The organism is Actinomycetospora corticicola (genome assembly GCF_013409505.1).
Taxonomy (GTDB): domain Bacteria; phylum Actinomycetota; class Actinomycetes; order Mycobacteriales; family Pseudonocardiaceae; genus Actinomycetospora; species Actinomycetospora corticicola.
In genome coordinates, this window is the sequence record NZ_JACCBN010000001.1 from 3253974 (window position 1) to 3270079 (window position 16106).

16 protein-coding genes, 1 tRNA gene and 1 pseudogene are annotated in these 16106 nt (G+C 75.3%); 9 read left to right on the plus strand and 9 right to left on the minus strand.

The features are described 5' to 3' along the window. Nucleotides 1–6 precede the first annotated feature (6 nt). Complete coding sequence (locus tag BJ983_RS15760; RefSeq protein ID WP_179794642.1) at nucleotides 7–717, plus strand: ZIP family metal transporter; 711 nt, start codon at nucleotides 7–9, stop codon at nucleotides 715–717. 114 nt (nucleotides 718–831) lie between these two features. Here the strand turns inward: BJ983_RS15760 and BJ983_RS15765 are convergent. From BJ983_RS15765 to glp, 4 genes are all read right to left on the minus strand, one after another. Further along, a tRNA-Ala gene (locus BJ983_RS15765) sits at nucleotides 832–907 on the minus strand. A 167-nt stretch (nucleotides 908–1074) separates the two neighbouring features. Then, complete coding sequence (sepX, locus tag BJ983_RS15770) at nucleotides 1075–2058, minus strand: divisome protein SepX/GlpR (protein WP_179794643.1); 984 nt, start codon at nucleotides 2056–2058, stop codon at nucleotides 1075–1077. 262 nt (nucleotides 2059–2320) lie between these two features. Further along, nucleotides 2321–2995, minus strand: a complete 675-nt coding sequence (locus BJ983_RS15775; RefSeq protein WP_179794644.1) for a GNAT family N-acetyltransferase — start codon at nucleotides 2993–2995, stop codon at nucleotides 2321–2323. A 15-nt stretch (nucleotides 2996–3010) separates the two neighbouring features. Then, on the minus strand, nucleotides 3011–4243 hold the full coding sequence (glp, locus tag BJ983_RS15780) for a molybdotransferase-like divisome protein Glp (RefSeq protein ID WP_179794645.1): 1233 nt from the start codon (nucleotides 4241–4243) through the stop codon (nucleotides 3011–3013). Between the two features lie 138 nt (nucleotides 4244–4381). Here glp and BJ983_RS15785 point away from each other — a divergent pair, with 138 nt between their 5' ends. From BJ983_RS15785 to BJ983_RS32310, 3 genes and pseudogenes are all read left to right on the plus strand, one after another. Next, nucleotides 4382–5737 carry a UTP--glucose-1-phosphate uridylyltransferase gene (locus BJ983_RS15785; protein ID WP_179794646.1) on the plus strand — a complete coding sequence of 452 codons (1356 nt, stop codon included), beginning with the start codon at nucleotides 4382–4384 and terminating at the stop codon, nucleotides 5735–5737. Next, nucleotides 5734–6333 (plus strand): 5-formyltetrahydrofolate cyclo-ligase, encoded by a 600-nt coding sequence (locus BJ983_RS15790; protein WP_179794647.1) that lies wholly within the window; start codon nucleotides 5734–5736, stop codon nucleotides 6331–6333. Before BJ983_RS15785 ends, BJ983_RS15790 begins: the two co-directional genes overlap by 4 nt. A gap of 63 nt (nucleotides 6334–6396) precedes the next feature. Further along, nucleotides 6397–6552 (plus strand): annotated as a pseudogene (locus BJ983_RS32310) (FmdB family zinc ribbon protein); the annotation flags it as partial. A 14-nt stretch (nucleotides 6553–6566) separates the two neighbouring features. Here BJ983_RS32310 and BJ983_RS32315 read toward each other — a convergent pair. Both BJ983_RS32315 and BJ983_RS15800 read right to left on the minus strand, forming a co-directional pair. Beyond that, nucleotides 6567–6806 carry a hypothetical protein gene (locus BJ983_RS32315; RefSeq protein WP_343054214.1) on the minus strand — a complete coding sequence of 80 codons (240 nt, stop codon included), beginning with the start codon at nucleotides 6804–6806 and terminating at the stop codon, nucleotides 6567–6569. 194 nt (nucleotides 6807–7000) lie between these two features. Then, nucleotides 7001–7897: a DMT family transporter gene (locus BJ983_RS15800; RefSeq protein ID WP_179794649.1), complete on the minus strand. Its 897-nt coding sequence runs from the start codon at nucleotides 7895–7897 to the stop codon at nucleotides 7001–7003. Nucleotides 7898–8038: 141 nt separating this feature from the next. On the opposite strand from BJ983_RS15800, the gene BJ983_RS15805 reads away from it, so the two are divergent. Next, nucleotides 8039–8683, plus strand: coding sequence for an SAF domain-containing protein (locus BJ983_RS15805; RefSeq protein WP_179794650.1), 645 nt, complete (start codon nucleotides 8039–8041; stop codon nucleotides 8681–8683). A gap of 238 nt (nucleotides 8684–8921) precedes the next feature. On the opposite strand, the gene BJ983_RS15810 is transcribed toward BJ983_RS15805, so the two are convergent. Further along, nucleotides 8922–9458 carry a MogA/MoaB family molybdenum cofactor biosynthesis protein gene (locus BJ983_RS15810; RefSeq protein ID WP_179794651.1) on the minus strand — a complete coding sequence of 179 codons (537 nt, stop codon included), beginning with the start codon at nucleotides 9456–9458 and terminating at the stop codon, nucleotides 8922–8924. A gap of 46 nt (nucleotides 9459–9504) precedes the next feature. On the opposite strand from BJ983_RS15810, the gene BJ983_RS15815 reads away from it, so the two are divergent. Next, nucleotides 9505–10575 (plus strand): NAD-dependent epimerase/dehydratase family protein, encoded by a 1071-nt coding sequence (locus BJ983_RS15815; protein ID WP_179794652.1) that lies wholly within the window; start codon nucleotides 9505–9507, stop codon nucleotides 10573–10575. Between the two features lie 179 nt (nucleotides 10576–10754). On the opposite strand, the gene BJ983_RS15820 is transcribed toward BJ983_RS15815, so the two are convergent. Continuing rightward, nucleotides 10755–12206: a hypothetical protein gene (locus tag BJ983_RS15820; protein WP_246325601.1), complete on the minus strand. Its 1452-nt coding sequence runs from the start codon at nucleotides 12204–12206 to the stop codon at nucleotides 10755–10757. 160 nt (nucleotides 12207–12366) lie between these two features. Here BJ983_RS15820 and BJ983_RS15825 point away from each other — a divergent pair, with 160 nt between their 5' ends. Genes BJ983_RS15825 through BJ983_RS15835 form a run of 3 tightly spaced genes read left to right on the plus strand, consistent with a single transcriptional unit; the run spans nucleotide 12367 to nucleotide 14599 of the window. Further along, nucleotides 12367–13059 carry a glycosyltransferase gene (locus BJ983_RS15825; RefSeq protein WP_179794653.1) on the plus strand — a complete coding sequence of 231 codons (693 nt, stop codon included), beginning with the start codon at nucleotides 12367–12369 and terminating at the stop codon, nucleotides 13057–13059. Next, nucleotides 13056–13847 (plus strand): TIGR04282 family arsenosugar biosynthesis glycosyltransferase, encoded by a 792-nt coding sequence (locus BJ983_RS15830; protein ID WP_246325602.1) that lies wholly within the window; start codon nucleotides 13056–13058, stop codon nucleotides 13845–13847. Before BJ983_RS15825 ends, BJ983_RS15830 begins: the two co-directional genes overlap by 4 nt. 17 nt (nucleotides 13848–13864) lie before the next feature. Beyond that, entirely contained in the window at nucleotides 13865–14599 is a 735-nt protein-coding gene (locus tag BJ983_RS15835) for a class I SAM-dependent methyltransferase (protein WP_179794654.1), read from the plus strand. A gap of 49 nt (nucleotides 14600–14648) precedes the next feature. Here the strand turns inward: BJ983_RS15835 and BJ983_RS15840 are convergent, their stop codons facing one another. After that, entirely contained in the window at nucleotides 14649–16079 is a 1431-nt protein-coding gene (locus BJ983_RS15840; RefSeq protein WP_179794655.1) for a S1C family serine protease, read from the minus strand. Between the last annotated feature and the right edge of the window lie 27 nt (nucleotides 16080–16106).

Sequence of the window (16106 nt, forward strand, 5' to 3'; positions counted from 1 at the left end):
CGGTCCGTGCTCCTGCGCGCCGTCCTCTTCTCCCTGATCCCGGTCGCGGCGGCGGCCGTGTCCGGTCTGGTGGCGGCGGTCCGCCCGCCGGGGCGCCGGGCGACGAGCGGCATCCAGCACTTCGCCGCCGGCGTGGTCTTCGCCGCCGCGGCGATCGAGCTGCTGCCCGGTGTCCTGCGCGAGGAGCCGTGGGTGGCGATCGCGGGCTTCGGCGCCGGCATTGCCGTGATGTTCAGCTTCCGCGCCGCCGGGAAGGTGCTCGAGGCCCGGCCGAGCGCGGCCACCCTGCCGGTCGGGCTCGCCGTCGCGACCGGGGTCGACTTCGCCGTCGACGGCATCGTCCTCGGCGCCGGGTTCGCCGCGGGAGCGACGACGGGGGTGCTGCTCTCGATCGCCCTCGCGATCGAGTACCTCTTCGTCGGGCTCTCGCTCTCCGCCGCCATGGCGGGCGGCGCGTCGCGCACCCTCGTCGCGACGGCGCCGACGGCGTTGTCGCTGCTCACGGTGGTCGGGACTGCGGTCGGGGTGCTGTGGCTCGGCACCGCCTCCCCGACGCTGCTCGCGGGCGTGCTGGCCTTCGGCGCGGTCGCGTTCATGTACCTCGCCACCGAAGAACTGCTGGTGGAGGCGCACGAGCAGGGCGAGACCGCGCTCGGGTCGGTCGGCTTCTTCGTCGGCTTCCTGATCTACCTGCTGCTCGACGAACTCATCAGCTGACCACGGGCCGGAGGGGCTCCTTCCCGACGACGGGCCCTCCCGCGGCCGGGGCGACCGCCGCCCGGAAACGACGAAGGCCCGGCTCCCCACGGGGAACCGGGCCTCGTCCTGATCTGGTGGAGCTGAGGGGAATCGAACCCCTGACCTACTCGATGCGAACGAGTCGCGCTACCAACTGCGCCACAGCCCCAACGAGCGAGAACTCTACGCCACGGGCACCGGCCCGCGATCAGCGGGTGGCCTCCGACGCCGACGGCCCCGCCGTCGGGTGGGCGTCCACCGGCCGCCGTCGGGGGATGGCGACGTCCGGTGGGCGTCCACCCGGCGACGGGGCCGTCGGGTGGGTCGGGGAGGCGGTCAGGCACCCCGGCGGTAGGCCGGGATCCGGTGGTCGTCGAGGTCGCAGAAGGCCGGGTCGTCGTCGGTGTCACCGACGAGTTCCGTGCCCTCGGGCATGTCCGGCGCCGGCGTGCGCGGGGCGATCCAGCGCGGCTCCGGAATCTCCTCGTCGAGGAGCTCGTCGTCGCCGCGACGGGCCTCGGGGAGGTCCGGGACCTCGTGCTCCGCGGACTCGTAGCGACCCCAGCGCTCGGCGTCCGCGAGGCGCTCCTCGTGCTCGACCTGACGCTCGCGGCGAGCCTCCAGCGCGCGGCGCTCGCCGGAGAGGCGGGCCGCCCGACGACGCCGGAGCTCGTCCTCGATCCGCGTCTGGCGGCGCAGGAAGACCAGGTAGCCGCCGAGCCCGACGACGGTGACCGCGAACAGCCACCACAGGGCCGAGGACACCACGAGAGCTGCGAAGACCGAGAGCACGGCCACCACGATCAGCCCGATCGCCACACGCTGCCGGAACGCGTAGCGGGCGTGCGCCGCCGCCTCCGCCGCCTCGGCGTCGAAGCCGCCCCGACCGGGACGGTAGGAGCGCGGCCGCTGCGGCTCGTCGTCGACCGGCGCGTAGGCGTCGTCGTCGGCGTACCCGTCGTCGTACTCGTACCCGTCGTCGTACTCGTCGAAGTCGCCGTGGTCGTCGACGTCGTCCGGGAGGTCGTGCCCGCGCCGGGCGCGGTCGAGGACCCGCCCCGCGGGTCCGGCCTCCGGCGCCGCCTCGCGGACGTCCTCGTCGCGGACCTCGTCCGTCGTACTGGTCATCGTGACCTCCTCCTGCCCCGTCGCGACGCTCGTCGGAGCGACGCCCATCGAGCGCTCCGGCCGGGCGAGCACCCGCGCACTCAGATCGGCGTCGGCGGGCCGCGGCACCATCTGGCGACGTCGGGCGACGACGGGGACGAGCACCGCGAGCCACGCGACCACCAACGCGGCGAAGACCAAGGAACTCGGCACCGTCCACCTCCCCCGACCCGTGACCGACGTTCGCCACGCTAGTCACAGGAGTCCCATCAGCCCCGGACCTCCGACGGCGTGTCGTGTGCGAACCGTGACCATCACCCTCGTGTGAGGGAGGGTCCGGGCGGCCGTTATTGCCCCGTGACCACTCGATGGGCTGGTCAAACCCTGAAGTCGCTGGGCCGTGTGGGTGGTCCAGCGCCGGTCGAGCGTCGTGACGCACCGTCGACGTCGGCTGACGCCTCGTCAGGCCCGCAGGTCAGGCGCGTTCGGCGCGGCCGGCGCGCAGCAACCGGGACACGAGACCGTCCGGCAGCACGTCCTCCGCGGTGACGGCGAGCACCACGTGGTCCCGCCAGTCGCCGTCGACCTCGAGGTAGCGCTTGAGCAGCCCCTCCTCGCGGAAGCCCAGCTTGCCCAGCACCCGCAGGCTCGCGGCGTTCTCCGGCCGCACCGTCGCCTCCACCCGGTGCAGCCCCACCCGGGAGAAGCAGTGGTCGACGGCGAGCGCCACCGCGGCGGTCGTCGCGCCCTTGCCGGCGTGCTCGGCCGAGACCCAGTAGCCGATGTAGGCCGAGAGCAGCGGTTCCCGCACGATGTTGCCGACCACGACCTGCCCGGCGAACCGGCCGTCGACGGTCAGCGCGTACGGCAGCGCGGTCCCGGCCCGGCCCATGGCGCGCAACGTGCCCCAGCGCCCGGGCCACTCGACGAGCGCGTTGTGGTCCGACCACCGGCCGGGCGGCATCGGCTCCCAGGGCGTCAGGTAGTCCTCGTCACGCAGCCGGAGCCGCGACCACTCCCGGCCGTCGGTGAACCGCACGGGCCGCAGCGTGACCACCCCGGCGGGAACCCGCAGCGCCCGCAGCCGGTCCGGCCACCCGGGGTGCCGACCGGTGGGTCGCGTCCCTCCCCAGATCGGCGCACCGCCCATGGGGAGCAGTGTGCGCTAGCGGGGTGACAGGAACGCCACCCGGACCGGGGTGTCGAGCCCGGCCTCGGTCGTCTCCTCGTCGAGCACGATGAGCGCGTTCGCCTCGGCGAGCGACGAGAGCAGGTGCGACCCCGCCGTCCCGAGGGGCTGGGCGAGGTACTCGCCGGTGGTCCGGTCGCGCAGCAGACGGCCGCGCACGTAGCTGCGGCGCCCGGGCCGGGAGGACACCGGGGAGAGCAGTCGGGCCGTGACCTCGCGGCGGTGCAGCTCCGGGCGCCCGAGCGCGAGCCGGATGAGCGGCCGGACGAGGATCTCGAAGACGACCAGCGCCGACGTCGGGTTGGCGGGGAGCAGGAAGGTGGGGATCTCGTCGTCGCCGAGGCGGGCGAACCCCTGCACGCTGCCCGGGTGCATCGCGACCCGGCTGGTGTCGACCGGGCCCAGCTCGCCGAGCTCGGCCGCGACCGCCTCGCCGTGGGCCCCGCCGACGGCACCCGCCACGAGGACCACCTCGGCGAGCCCCAGGCGGGCCTCGACCGCCTCGCGCACGGTCGTCGCGTCGGCGCCCACGATGCCCACGCGGGTGACCTCCGCGCCGGCGTCGCGGGCCGCCGCGGCCAGGGCGTAGGAGTTGACGTCGACGACCTGGCCCGCCGACGGCGTGCGGTCGACGTCGACCAGCTCGTCGCCGACCGCGATCACCGACACGCGGGGGCGGGGGTGCACGAGGACCTTCGTCCGCCCGACCGCGGCCAGCAGCCCGACCTGGGCCGGACCGACCACCACGCCCCGGCGGACGGCGACGTCACCGGGGGCGACGTCCTCCCCGGTGCGGCGGACGAACCCGGCGCTCGCGACCGGGTGCTTGACCGTGACCCGGGCGCGGCTGGACGGTCCGGCGTCGTCGGTGTGGTCGTGCGGGGCGACGGCGTCGGCCAACGTGGGCAGCGGGGCGCCGGTGGCCACGCGCACGGCCTGCTTCGGGCTCAGCCGGTGGGCCTGGCGCGATCCGGCCGCCACCTCCCCCACCACGGGCAGCTCGACGGGCTCGACGTCGGCCGAGCGGACGTCGACCGCACGCACGGCGAAGCCGTCGACGGCCGCCTGGTCGAATCCCGGCAGCGCGCGATCGGCCACGACCTCCTCCGCGCAGAGCAGGCCCTGCGCCTCGGAGATCGCGACGCGGATCGGGGCCGGGCGCACCGCGGCGTCGAGCACCCGTCGCAGTTGGGCATCCACGGTCCTCACGGCTCCATGGTGCCCCGCCGGGGCGGCGGAGCAGGGTAACGACGCGCCCTCGGGGAGGGTGTCGGACCCCTTCGATAACCTCGGCGGCACCTCTCGGACCACCACCGCGAACACCGACCCCCGAGTACCGGAGAGCGCATGACCAGCGACCACCCCGCCGTCGAGAAGCTGGAGAAGGCCGGGGCCCACCCGATGGAGGTCGCGGCGTTCCGGCGCCGGCTGGCGCAGCTCTCGGACCCCGACGCGGGGAAGGTGCCGGGCGACGAGCTCTCCCCCGTTGCGCCGTTGCCGCGTCTGGTCGACCTCCCCGAGCCCGACGCCGAGGCCACCCGTGCGGTGCTCGACCGGCTCGCCGTCGTGAAGCTGAACGGGGGGCTGGGCACCTCGATGGGGCTCGACGGGCCGAAGTCGACGCTGGAGATCAAGCCCGGGCAGAGCTTCCTCGACGTCATCGCGCGCCAGACGCTCGCGCTGCGGGCGTCGACGGGGGCACGCCTGCCGCTGCTGCTCATGGACTCGCCGACCACGCGCCCGCCGTCGCTGGAGCGCCTGGCCGCGCACGAGGGCCTGGCCGACCAGGGGCTCCCGCTGGACTTCCTGCAGGGCATCGAGCCCAAGCTCGACGCCGGGTCGTGGGAGCCGGTCGAGTGGCCCGACAACCCGGAGCTGGAGTGGTGCCCGCCGGGCCACGGGGACATCTACACGGCGCTGGCCGCCAGCGGCATCGCGGCCGCGCTCCTCGAGGCGGGCGTGCGCTGGTGCTTCGTGTCCAACGCCGACAACCTCGGCGCGCGCCCCGACCCGCGGATCGCGGCGTGGCTGGCCGAGCAGGAGATCCCGTTCCTGCTCGAGGTGGTCCGCGGCACGGAGTCCGACCGCAAGGGCGGGCACCTCGCGATGCGCGACGGGAAGCTGGTGCTGCGGGAGTCGGCCCAGGTACCCGACGGCGACCCCTCCTTCGGCGACCTCACCCGCTGGCACTACTTCAACACCAACAACATCTGGTTCGACCTGCAGGCGATCACCGCCCTGCAGGAGGCCGACCCGGCAGCCCCGGAGCTGCCGCTGATCGTCAACCGCAAGACCGTCGACCCGACCGACAAGGGGTCGACCACGGTGGTGCAGCTGGAGACCGCGATGGGCGCGGCGGTGTCGTCGATCGACGGGGCGGGTGCCCTCGAGGTGCCGCGCACCCGGTTCGCGCCGGTGAAGACGACCGACGACCTGCTCGTCGCCCGCTCCGACCTCTGGGAGCTGCGCGAGGACGGCTCGATGGTGCCGCACTTCGACGAGCAGCCGCCCGTGGTGTCGTTGGACAAGGCCCACTTCGGGATGCTGCGCGACTTCGAGGCCCGCTTCCCCGCCGGGGCGCCCTCGCTGATCGACGCCGAGCGCCTCGAGGTCCGCGGGGACGTCACGTTCACCGGGCCGACCACGGTGCGCGGATCGGTCGTCGTCGAGGGCCCGGCGGAGGTGTCCGGGACGCTGGAGTGAACGCGAGCAAGGCGGAGCTGCGGGCGCAGCTGCTGGCCCGTCGTCGGGAGCGGTCGGAGGCCGCGCGGTGGCAGGACGCCGCCAACCTCGCCGCCTCGCTGCCCGGCGTCCTCGACTCACTGGGCGCCGATCCCGCGCGGCCGCTCTGCCTGTACGTGCCCGTGCGCTCCGAGCCCGGCGCCACCCCGGACGGCTCGCTGCCCCTGCTGGACGCGGCCGTGGCGATCGGTCGGCGGGTGCTCCTGCCCGTGGTCACGGGCAGCGCTCCGCTGGACTGGGCGGGGTTCCGGGATCGGGGCGACCTGGTGCCCGGGCCGCACGGGTTGCTCGAGCCGTCCCGACGCCGGGAGGGGCCTGCGGCGATCGCCTCCGCGGGGGTCGTGGTGGTGCCGGCGCTCGCCGCGACGCCCGACGGGGTCCGGCTCGGGCGCGGGGGCGGCCACTACGACCGGTCGTTGCCGCTGGTCTCGGGGTCCACCCTCGTCGTGGCGGTGGTCGCCGACGACGAGCTGCTGCCGGAGCTCCCGGTGGAGCCGCACGACGTCCGGGTCCACGCCGTGTGGCGGCCGACGGCGGGGCTGATCGGAACAGCCTGAGGTGTGGCGTTGTTGGCACTCCCGTCGGGTGAGTGCCAGTTACACTCCCCGCGACCCTCCGGGATGACAGGAGTGCACGTGCCCACCTACCCCTACGCCTGCACGGAGTGCGACCACCGCTTCGAGCAGGTCCAGGCGTTCACCGACCCCTCGCTGACCGAGTGCCCCGTGTGCGGCGGACGGCTGCGCAAGGTGTTCTCGTCGGTCGGCATCGTGTTCAAGGGCAGCGGTTTCTACCGCAACGACAGCCGGTCGGGCGCGTCCTCGAGCACCTCGGGATCGTCCTCCGAGTCCTCCTCCGGCTCGTCGGAGTCCTCGAGCAGCTCGTCGTCGTCCGACGCGGGGTCCTCCTCGAGCTCGTCGGGGTCCTCGACGTCGGGTGGGTCGCCCTCGTCGGGCTCCACCTCGGGCGGCTCGACGTCCGGGAGCTCGAGCTCCTCGGGCGGATCGTCCTCGGGCGCGTCCTCGTCCACGGCGACGAAGAGCGCCTGACGAGAAGCAGGTCCGGGTCGACGACCCCGAGTCGCCGACCCGGACCCCACGCGGCTCGACCCGCTCCCCAGCGGTCGGCGGCCCCGTGCTCCGTACAACGAGAGACGTCCACGCCCGACGCGCGTTGCCCCGGGACATGTTTGGAGCAACGGTCTCACTCGGTCGAGCGAACGGGTCAGCGGACCCGGCGACTGCTCGTGTTACCGGTGGCCCGGGAGGCGGAGGGTGTTCCTTCCTGCGCCGCCAGCACCGGAGAGCGCGCCAGCAGGAACACACCCACCGTGAGCAGCAGCGCACCGGCCACCCCACCGAGGACCCACCACCCCCCGGCGATCTCCTCGCCGAGCAGCCCGGTGCCCCACAGGAACGCCAGGATGGGATTGCCGAGGGTCAGCCCGGGCTGGCTCGCGAGCAGTCGTCCGGCGCGCAATCCGCTCTGCAGGGTCCAGAACGCGATCGGCCCGACGGGGATGAGCAGGTAGCTCTGCCAGGTCGTCAGGACCTCGCCGAGCCCGCCCACCGCGAGCGCGTCCGCCATCGCCTTGACGATCACGGCGACGAATCCCGACCCGATGCCGGCCGCGATGCCGAAGAAGGCCGCCTTGCCCACCGCGCGGGACGTCTTCGCGATCCACACGCACAGTCCGAGCGCCGCCAGCGTGACGAGCGTGCCCAGGATCCAGCGGAGGTTCCCCGCAGCGAGCGCGTCCCCGCCGTGCGGCCGCAGGCACGCCAGCAGCACGACGAGCCCGAGGCTCATCAGGCCCACGGCCGACCACTCGTAGCGCCGCAGCGCCCCACCGAGGATCCACCAGCCGACGAGCAGCGTGAACGGCAGCTCCATCACGAGCACCGGCTGCACGAGGGAGATCGAGCCGAGGCGCAGCGCGAGCACCTGGCAGATCACGGCCCCACCGAAGACGGCGGTGCCGATCAGCCACGGCGTGCGCCGCACCATGTCCCGGAAGGAGCCCGCCGACAGGCCGCGCTGCCGGGCGCTGTCCTGCGCCGCCTTGCGCTGCAGGGTCAGCGCGAGCGCGTTCCCGAGGCACGCCAGGAGGACGAGCACCACGGCCATTCGGGTGCAGCCCCTCACGTGTCCGGCGGATCGGTCTGAGCCCGGCCATCCACAACCGGCACCCTCCGACCCCATTGTCCACAGGCCGGGATCTCCACGCCCGGTGGGTGCGGTACGGGCCCTACCGTCGCATTCGTGACGGTTTCCGGACGACGGGTCGGGGCCGGCGGGCGCCGCCCGCCGGTCGGGTGGCGCCGGGCGGTGCTCCTGCGGCGGCTGGCCGCGGGCGCGCTCGTGCTCCTGGCCGCGGTGCTCGGCGTCCTCGGCGCGGTCTCGCCGGAGGTGGCGGGATCCCCCGTCGTCGTGGCGGCCCGGGACCTCGCGCCGGGCGGGGCGCTCGCGCCCGACGACGTCGTGCTGGTCGACCGGCCGCCCGACACCGTGCCGCGGGGCGCGCTGGTGGCGACGGACGCGGCGGTCGGCGGGCACCTGGTCGGCGGGGTGCGGGCCGGGGAGGTGCTCACCGACGTCCGGCTGGTCGGGCCCGGCGCCGCCCGCGCCTCGGCGGGGACCGCGGACGCGGCGGGAGTGCCGCTCCGGCTGGCCGACCCGGCACTGGCCGTCCTGGTACGGCCGGGCGCGCTCGTGGACGTGGTCGGCGGGGCCCGTGGCGGGGGTCAGGACGGGGCGATCCTGGCGCCGGGGGCGCGCGTGCTCACCGTGCTGTCGGGCGAGGACCGGACGAGCAGCCCCGTCGTCGTGGTGGCGTTGCCGGGTCCGCTCGCCGCCCGGGTGGCGGCGGCGACGACGGGGCAGGAGGTGACCCTGACGCTGCGGTGAGCCCGTGACCTCGAGCGTCACACCGCGCAGGCCGCCGGACCTGCTCCACGTCACCCTCGCGGGCGGGCTCAGCGCTCGCGGTCGTGGTGCGGCGGACGCTCACGCTCGTAGAAGGAGCGCCCGTCGTCGTCGCGACCCCGGTCGGCGTCGTCGCGCTCGTCGGCGCTCGCCGGGGAGGAGTCGCCGAACAGCGCCTCGCGGGCCCGGCGGCGGGCCTGCTCGGCACGGTCGGGGTCGATCAGTTCTCCTCCAGCCCGGAGAGCTCGGCGATCACGTGCGCGATGAGCGGGGTCAGCGTCGCCATGCCGTCGCGCACCGCGGCGCGCGAGGACGCCAGGTTCACCACCAGCGTCGACCCGGATACCCCGACGAGGCCGCGCGAGAGCCCGGCGTCCACCGCACCCGCGGCGAGCCCCGAGGCGCGGATGGCCTCGGCGATGCCCGGGATGGGCCGGTCGAGCACACCCGCGGTGGCGTCGGCGGTCACGGCCCGCGGGGACACCCCGGTGCCGCCGACGGTGATGACGACGTCCACGCCGCCGATCACCGCGGTGTTGAGCGCGTTGCGGATCGCGACCGACTCGCCGGGCACCACGATCGTCCCGTCGACCACCAGGCCGGCCTCGCCGAGCAGCTCGGTGACCAGCGGACCGGTGGTGTCGGTGAGCTCCCCCGTCGAGACGCGGTCGTCGACGACCACGACGAGCGCCCGCCCGAGCAGGTCGTCGGTACCGCCCAGGTTCTCGATCGACGTCGCGGATCGCGAGAGTTCCATACCCCAGACCCTAGTCGGCGGGCGCGGCTGGCCTACCGTGACCGCCGTGCGCGTCCTCCTGACCGGCGGTGCCGGTTTCATCGGCTCCGCGATCGCCGACCAGCTCGCCGAGCGTGGCCACACGCCCGTGCTCCTCGACGCCCTGCTGCCGCAGGCCCACGCCGACGGCAAGGCACCGGAGTGGCTCGACCGCTACGAGCTGGTCCACGGCGACGTCCGCGACGCCGACCTGCTCGACCGGCTCCTGCCCGACGTCGACGCGGTCTGTCACCAGGCCGCCATGGTGGGCCACGGCGTCGACCCCAACGACGCGCCGGCGTTCGCCGAGAACAACGACGTCGCCACCGCCGTCCTGCTCGCGGCGATGTACCGCTCCGGGCACCGGAAGCTCGTCATGGCCAGCTCGATGGTCGTCTACGGCGAGGGCCGCTACTCCTGCCCGGAGCACGGCGTCCAGCCGCCGCCCGCGCGCACCCAGGCCGACGTCGACGCCGGCCGCTACGACCTGCCGTGCCCGGTGTGCGGCCGCGACCTGCAGGGCGAGCTCATCCCCGAGGACGCCGCCCTCGAGCCGCGCTCCACCTATGCGGCGACCAAGCTCGCCCAGGAGCACCTCGCCGTCGCGTGGGCCCGTGCGACCGGCGGCCGCGTCTACGCGATGCGCTACCACAACGTCTACGGCCCGCGGATGCCGCAGAACACCCCCTACGCGGGCGTCGCGTCGATCTTCCGGTCGTCCCTGGAGCGCGGCGAGGCCCCGCGCGTCATGGAGGACGGCCGCCAGCGCCGCGACTTCGTGCACGTCAGCGACGTCGCCGGCGTCAACGTCGCCGCCCTCGAGGCCGCCGAGGACACCACCCCGGCCGGCACCTGCGTCCCGCTCAACGTCTGCTCCGGCGAGGTCCGCACCATCGCCGACCTCGCGGGCCAGCTCGCCGAGGCGATGGACGGCCGCGCCCCCGAGATCGTCGGCGGTGCCCGCCCCGGCGACGTCCGGCACGTCACCGCCGACCCCGCACGCGCCGCGGAGCTGCTCGGGTTCCGCGCGCAGGTCGGGTTCGCCGAGGGCATCACCCGCTTCGCCACCGACCCGCTGCGCGCCGCCATCCGTTCCTGACGACGGGTCGGGCGCGGCCCGGCAGGTCGTCCGTCCGGAACGAACGGGCCGTTCGTGGCTTCCAGGTGCACGAACGGGTCGTTCGTCCGGTTCCGGGCCGGTTCAGAACCCCGGTCCGCGACCGTGGCGCCCCGCTGACGGTGGACGTCAGCGGGGGGCCACGGCTGACGGGAGCCGGTCTACCAGGTGGTGAACAGCAGGCTGTTCACCAACAGCGCGAGCACCGCCTGGGCCGCGAGCCACCATCGGACCGACCTCGCCGGCAACAGCGCGCAGGCCAGCACCATCCACGTGCCGAACGGCAACCAGATGCGCTCGACCTCGGATTTGGAGAGCCCGGAGAGGTCGGCCGCCGCGACCGCGAGCACGGCGGCACCCACGAGCGCGATCAGCGCCACGGGCACCTGCTTCGGCCACCAGGCGAGACGCCGCAGCCCCACCACGACGGCGGGTCCGATCGCCAGGGCGAACGCGGCCAGGTTGGCCCACACCCAGTAGCGGTACGGGCGCATCAGGCCGTACTCGCCGGGCTGGTAGTACCGGACCTTCACCTGGGTGTAGCCGTCGAACCAGAAGAACCCGCCGAGGTGGAACAGGCCCACCACGACCAGCACCCCGACGGTCGCGACGACCAGCGGCCACCAGCGGCGCACGAGGACCGCGATCACGATCGGCGCGAGCCCGAACGCGGCCAGCCCGTAGGACAGGAACAGGCTCGCGCCGAACGCGAGCCCACCGAGCAGGCACAGCGCCGAGCCGAGCACCCCGCGCCGCACGGCGCCCAGGGCGAAGAACGCGACCGCCCACGCGAAGACCGCGGCGAACATCCCGTCCGCGGACACCCCGACCCACACCGCGCCCGGGAACAGCACGCCGAACGGGATGTAGCGGCGGGCGAGGGACCGGCCCGCCTCGATCGCGTCGGGCGCGAGCGGCAGCTCGACCGAGCCGGGGCGCAGCGGCCCCCACCGCACCCCGCCCAGGGCGCCGATCGTGACGGCCACCGCCACCGCGGCGGACGCGCCGACGAACAGCGTGACGAGCGAGGCGGCCTCGCCGCCCGGCTCCCAGAACCGCGCGATCCAGACGTACACCAGCGTCGCGAGCGGCGGGTGGCCCGAGGAGTGGGTGACCAGGGTGTCGGGGGTCATCCCGACGATCCGGTCGGCGAAGGTCGTGAGGAACGGGCGGAGCCCGGGATAGCGCCCGACCTCGACGAGGTACTCGGTCGGCGTCGTCAGCCGGTCGACGATGCCGGCCTGGTAGCCGTCGATGAGCGCGAGACAGAACGTCCAGGCGGCCGCCGCGAGGTAGGTGACCAGCAGCAGCGGGCCCCAGCGGAGGCGCGCGGCGACGGTGGGTCCCGCGACGACGACCAGGACCGCGACGACGACCGCCGCGACGCCACCGGGTCGGAAGTGCGGCATCCACTCGGCGAGGACCGGCGGCCACCCGACGAGGATCTTCACCCCGCGGTCGATCTCGGCCCACCCGTAGAGGGCGGCCACCGCGACCAGCGCGCACGCCAGGACCGCCGCGATCAGATCTCCCCGGAGGCGGGGCCCCCGTCGCTCGCGCGTCCCGGGGGCCTCGTCGTCCTGCGGGCGCGTCGGCCCCAGCACCGTGCTCATCGCCACGGAGGGTACGAAGCCGACGTCAGGGCGCCGTGAGCAGGGCCCGAGCGGCGGTGAAAGGTGCTCCGATCGGTGGAAGCTCACGTCCGCTTCACGGTCGACGCGAGATGGCAACCCGGTTGCGCGCGTCGGAACCCGACCTCATAGCGTGACCACGGTGAGCGGTCGTGTCGATGTGGTGCTCCCCTGCCTGAACGAGGTCGAGGCGCTCCCCGGCGTGCTCGACGCCCTGCCCGAGGGGTTCGACGCGGTGGTGGCCGACAACGGCTCCACCGACGGCACCCCGGAGCTCGCCGCGCGCCGCGGCGCCCTGGTGGTGCACGAGGAACGCAAGGGCTACGGCGCGGCCGTGCACGCCGGCCTCGAGGCGACGCGCACCGAGGTCGTCGCCACGATCGACGCCGACGGCTCCCTCGACCCCGCCGAGCTGCCGGCCATGGTCCGGCTGCTGCTCGACACCGACGCGGACATCGTCGTCGGCCGGCGCGTGCCGGCCGCCCGCGGCGTCTGGCCCTGGCACGCGCGGGTGAGCAACCACGTGCTGTCCGGCCTCATGCGGGTGCAGGGCGTGGGCGTGCGGGACATCGCCCCGGTCCGGGTGGCCCGCCGACAGGCCCTGCTCGACCTCGGCATCACCGACCGCGCCTTCGGCTACCCCCTCGAACTGCTCATCCGGGCGGGCGCGGCGGGCTGGACGATCCGCGAGGTGGACGTCGCCTACCGGCCGCGGGCCGGCGGGCGGTCGAAGGTCTCGGGCTCGGTCCGCGGCACGGCCCGGGCCGTGCGGGACATGACGAAGGCCCTCGCCCGCACCCGCGCCCACAGCGCGTCGATCCGGGTGAACCGATGACGGAGGCGGCTGCGAACGCGTCGATCATGCAGTCCGACAATCCGGTTCGACGGGTGGTGCTGGTGCTCGCCAAGGCCCCCGTCGCCGGACGCGCGAAGACCCGCCTCACCCCGCCGGCGACCCCGCAGGGCGCGGCGCGGATCGCGGCCGCGGCCCTCCTCGACACCCTCGACGCCGCCGTCGGCGTGCCGGACGCGCGGGTCCTGGTGGCCCTCGAGGGCGACCTGGACGACGCCGAGCGCGGCGACGAGATCCGGGCGGCCCTCGCACCCCACACCGTGGTCCGCCAGCGCGGCGACGCACTCGGCGAGCGCATCGAGGCCGTGCACGCCGACGCCGCCGACCGGTTCCCCGGCGCGGCCACCGTGCAGGTCGGCATGGACACCCCGCAGCTGGACGCCGCACGGCTCGACGACGCGCTGCGCACCGTCGAGTCCGGCCGACCGGCCGGAATAGGGATCGCCCACGACGGTGGATGGTGGGCCCTGGCGCTGCGCGACCCGCGCCGAGCGGCGATCATCTCGCCCATCCCGACCTCTCGTGACGACACCGGACCCCGCACCCTCGCCGCCCTGCGCGACGCCCTCGGCGACGACGCCGTGGCCGAGCTGGCGACGCTGTCCGACGTCGACACCGCCGACGACGCCGTCACCGTGGCCGGGCTCGCACCCGACGGCCGGTTCGCCCGCGCGGTCGCGGAGAACCTGGGTGGCAGGGTCGACGAGGTCGACGACACGGACGACGCCGTCCCCGCCATCGCAACGCTGTCCGGAGGTGGACGTCCGTGACGTCGGTGAGCAGCCCCATGACCGAGCCCTTCGCCGTCGTGGACGCCGCGCGCGAACGCTCGGGGGCCGGGACGGACACGTTCGACGGCACGGTCTTCGACGCCGCCCTCGCCGGCTTCGAGCACACGCTCGTCCGCACCGACGGCGTGGTGCTCCCGCTCGCGGTCCAGCGCTGGCAGGACGACGCGGACGAGCTCGACGACTGGCTCCTGGAGCGCTGCTCGGGCGCCACCCTGGACCTCGGCTGCGGGCCGGGCCGCCTCGTGGTCGCCCTCGCCGACCGCGGGGTCCCGGCGCTCGGCGTCGACGTCTCGGTCCAGGCCGTGCAGCGCTGCCTGCAGCGCGGGGCGGCCGTGCTGCACCGCGACGCGTTCGAGCGGCTCCCCGGCGAGGGGCGCTGGCAGCACGTGGTGCTCGCCGACGGCAACATCGGCATCGGGGGCGACCCGGTGGCGCTGCTGCGCCGCTGCGACCAGCTGCTGACCGAGTCCGGCACCGTCCTGCTCGAGGTCGAACCCGGGACGGGGCTGTGGCAGGGCGCTGCGCACCTGGTCCGCGAGGGCCGCGACGAGACTCCGGAGAGTCCGCGCACCTGGTTCCCGTGGGCGGTGCTCGGGTCCGAGGCCGTCGACGAGGTCGCCGAGGCCGCGGGCCTGCGGGTCGTGGAGCGGTCCTGGTCGGAGTCGGCGCTGCCCGACCCCACCGGCACCGCCCGCCCCGACGGCCGGGCGTTCGCCGTCCTGGCGCGCTGACGGCGCGATCGGCGGGCGGCCGCCCGCGGACCGTCCCCACGACGGGCCCTCAGCGCCCGCCGATCACCTGGCTGCCCAGCGTCACCGGCACCTGCCGGGGCGCGCCGCCGCCGGAGACGACCGTCAAGGTCACCACCTGACCGGGCGGGGTCGACTGCACCGCGGCCACCAGGGCGTCGGCGTCCTCGATGACGCGGTCGTCGACCCGGGTGACCAGGTCGTTCGGCTGCAGGCCCGCCCCCGCGGCCGGCGAGCCCGGCGTCACGCCGGCGACCGTCGCCCCGCGGGCCCCGCGGTCGGCCACCTGCACGCCGATGATCGCCTGGGTGGCCCGGCCGGTCTCCACCAGCTCGGTCGCGATCCGCCGCGCGTGGTTCATGGGGATGGCGAAGCCCAGCCCGATCGACCCGCCCTCCTGGCCGGCGCCGCCGCCGGTGACGCTCGCGATCGCCGTGTTGATCCCGACGATGCGGCCCGCGGAGTCGGCCAGCGGACCCCCGGAGTTGCCGGGGTTGATCGCGGCGTCGGTCTGGATCGCGTCGATGACGCTGCTCTGGTCGGCGGTCGACCCGCCCGCGGCGACCGGTCGGCGGAGCGCGGAGACGATGCCGGAGGTGACGGTCCCGGAGAGCCCCAGCGGGGAGCCGACGGCCACCACGGCCTGACCCTGGCGGAGCTCGGTCGAGTCGCCGAGGGTCGCCGGGCGCAGGTTGCCGACCCCGCTCGCCCGCACGACGGCGATGTCGGCCGACGGTGCCGTGCCGACGAGCGTCACGGGAGCGCTCGAGCCGTCCGCGAACAGCGCCTGCAGGCCGCCGGCGCGGCCGGCCGCGAGGACGTGGTTGTTCGTCATGATCAGACCGTCGGCGGAGATGATCACCCCGGACCCGGCGCCGGAGGCACCGACGATCTGCACGGTGCTCGGCAGCACCGTCGCCGCGATGGCCTCCACCGTGCCGGCCGGGGCCGGGGGCAGCGGATCGCCGTCGGCGGTGGAGCCGAGCGAGGTCTGCGCGACCGACCGCGAGGAGAACAGCGACCCCGCGACCGCCCCGCCGACGAGCCCGGCCACGAGCGCCACCAGCGCGACGAGGACGAGGCTCCGGCGCCCGACGCCACCACGCCCGGCGTCGGGACCGCCCTCCGTGCGACCGGGGCCGGGGGTGCTCCACCCGACGCCCGCGTCGGCGGGGAAGCCGCCGGGCGGCGTCGCGGTCATCCCCGACGTCGGGGCGGGTCGGCCCCAGCCGTAGTCGGTCCGCTCCCCGCCCGCACCGGCCGGGTCGCTGCCCCCGAAGGGCGCGCCGGACCAGGACCGCGGCGCCTCCGCGGGGGCCCCGCTCGGGGTGTCCGACCAGCGGACGCCACCCGCGCCGTACCCGGTGCCGAGCCCGGGCCGTTCGACGGTCGCCGGGTCCGGCTCCGCCCCCGTGGTCCCCGCGCGCTCCGGCTCGCCGTCGTGACGGGGCGTCTCGCTCATGACTCCCCAGCCTTCCTCATCGCCGGG

Bases quoted from the DNA above. Each gene is read 5' to 3' on its own strand.
- BJ983_RS15840 (WP_179794655.1), bottom strand. From the start codon at position 16,079: ATGAGCGAGACGCCCCGTCACGACGGCGAGCCGGAGCGCGCGGGGACC.
- BJ983_RS15785 (WP_179794646.1), top strand. From the start codon at position 4,382: ATGACCAGCGACCACCCCGCCGTCGAGAAGCTGGAGAAGGCCGGGGCC.
- BJ983_RS15820 (WP_246325601.1), bottom strand. From the start codon at position 12,206: ATGAGCACGGTGCTGGGGCCGACGCGCCCGCAGGACGACGAGGCCCCC.
- BJ983_RS15830 (WP_246325602.1), top strand. From the start codon at position 13,056: ATGACGGAGGCGGCTGCGAACGCGTCGATCATGCAGTCCGACAATCCG.
- BJ983_RS15775 (WP_179794644.1), bottom strand. From the start codon at position 2,995: ATGGGCGGTGCGCCGATCTGGGGAGGGACGCGACCCACCGGTCGGCAC.
- BJ983_RS15835 (WP_179794654.1), top strand. From the start codon at position 13,865: ATGACCGAGCCCTTCGCCGTCGTGGACGCCGCGCGCGAACGCTCGGGG.
- BJ983_RS15810 (WP_179794651.1), bottom strand. From the start codon at position 9,458: ATGGAACTCTCGCGATCCGCGACGTCGATCGAGAACCTGGGCGGTACC.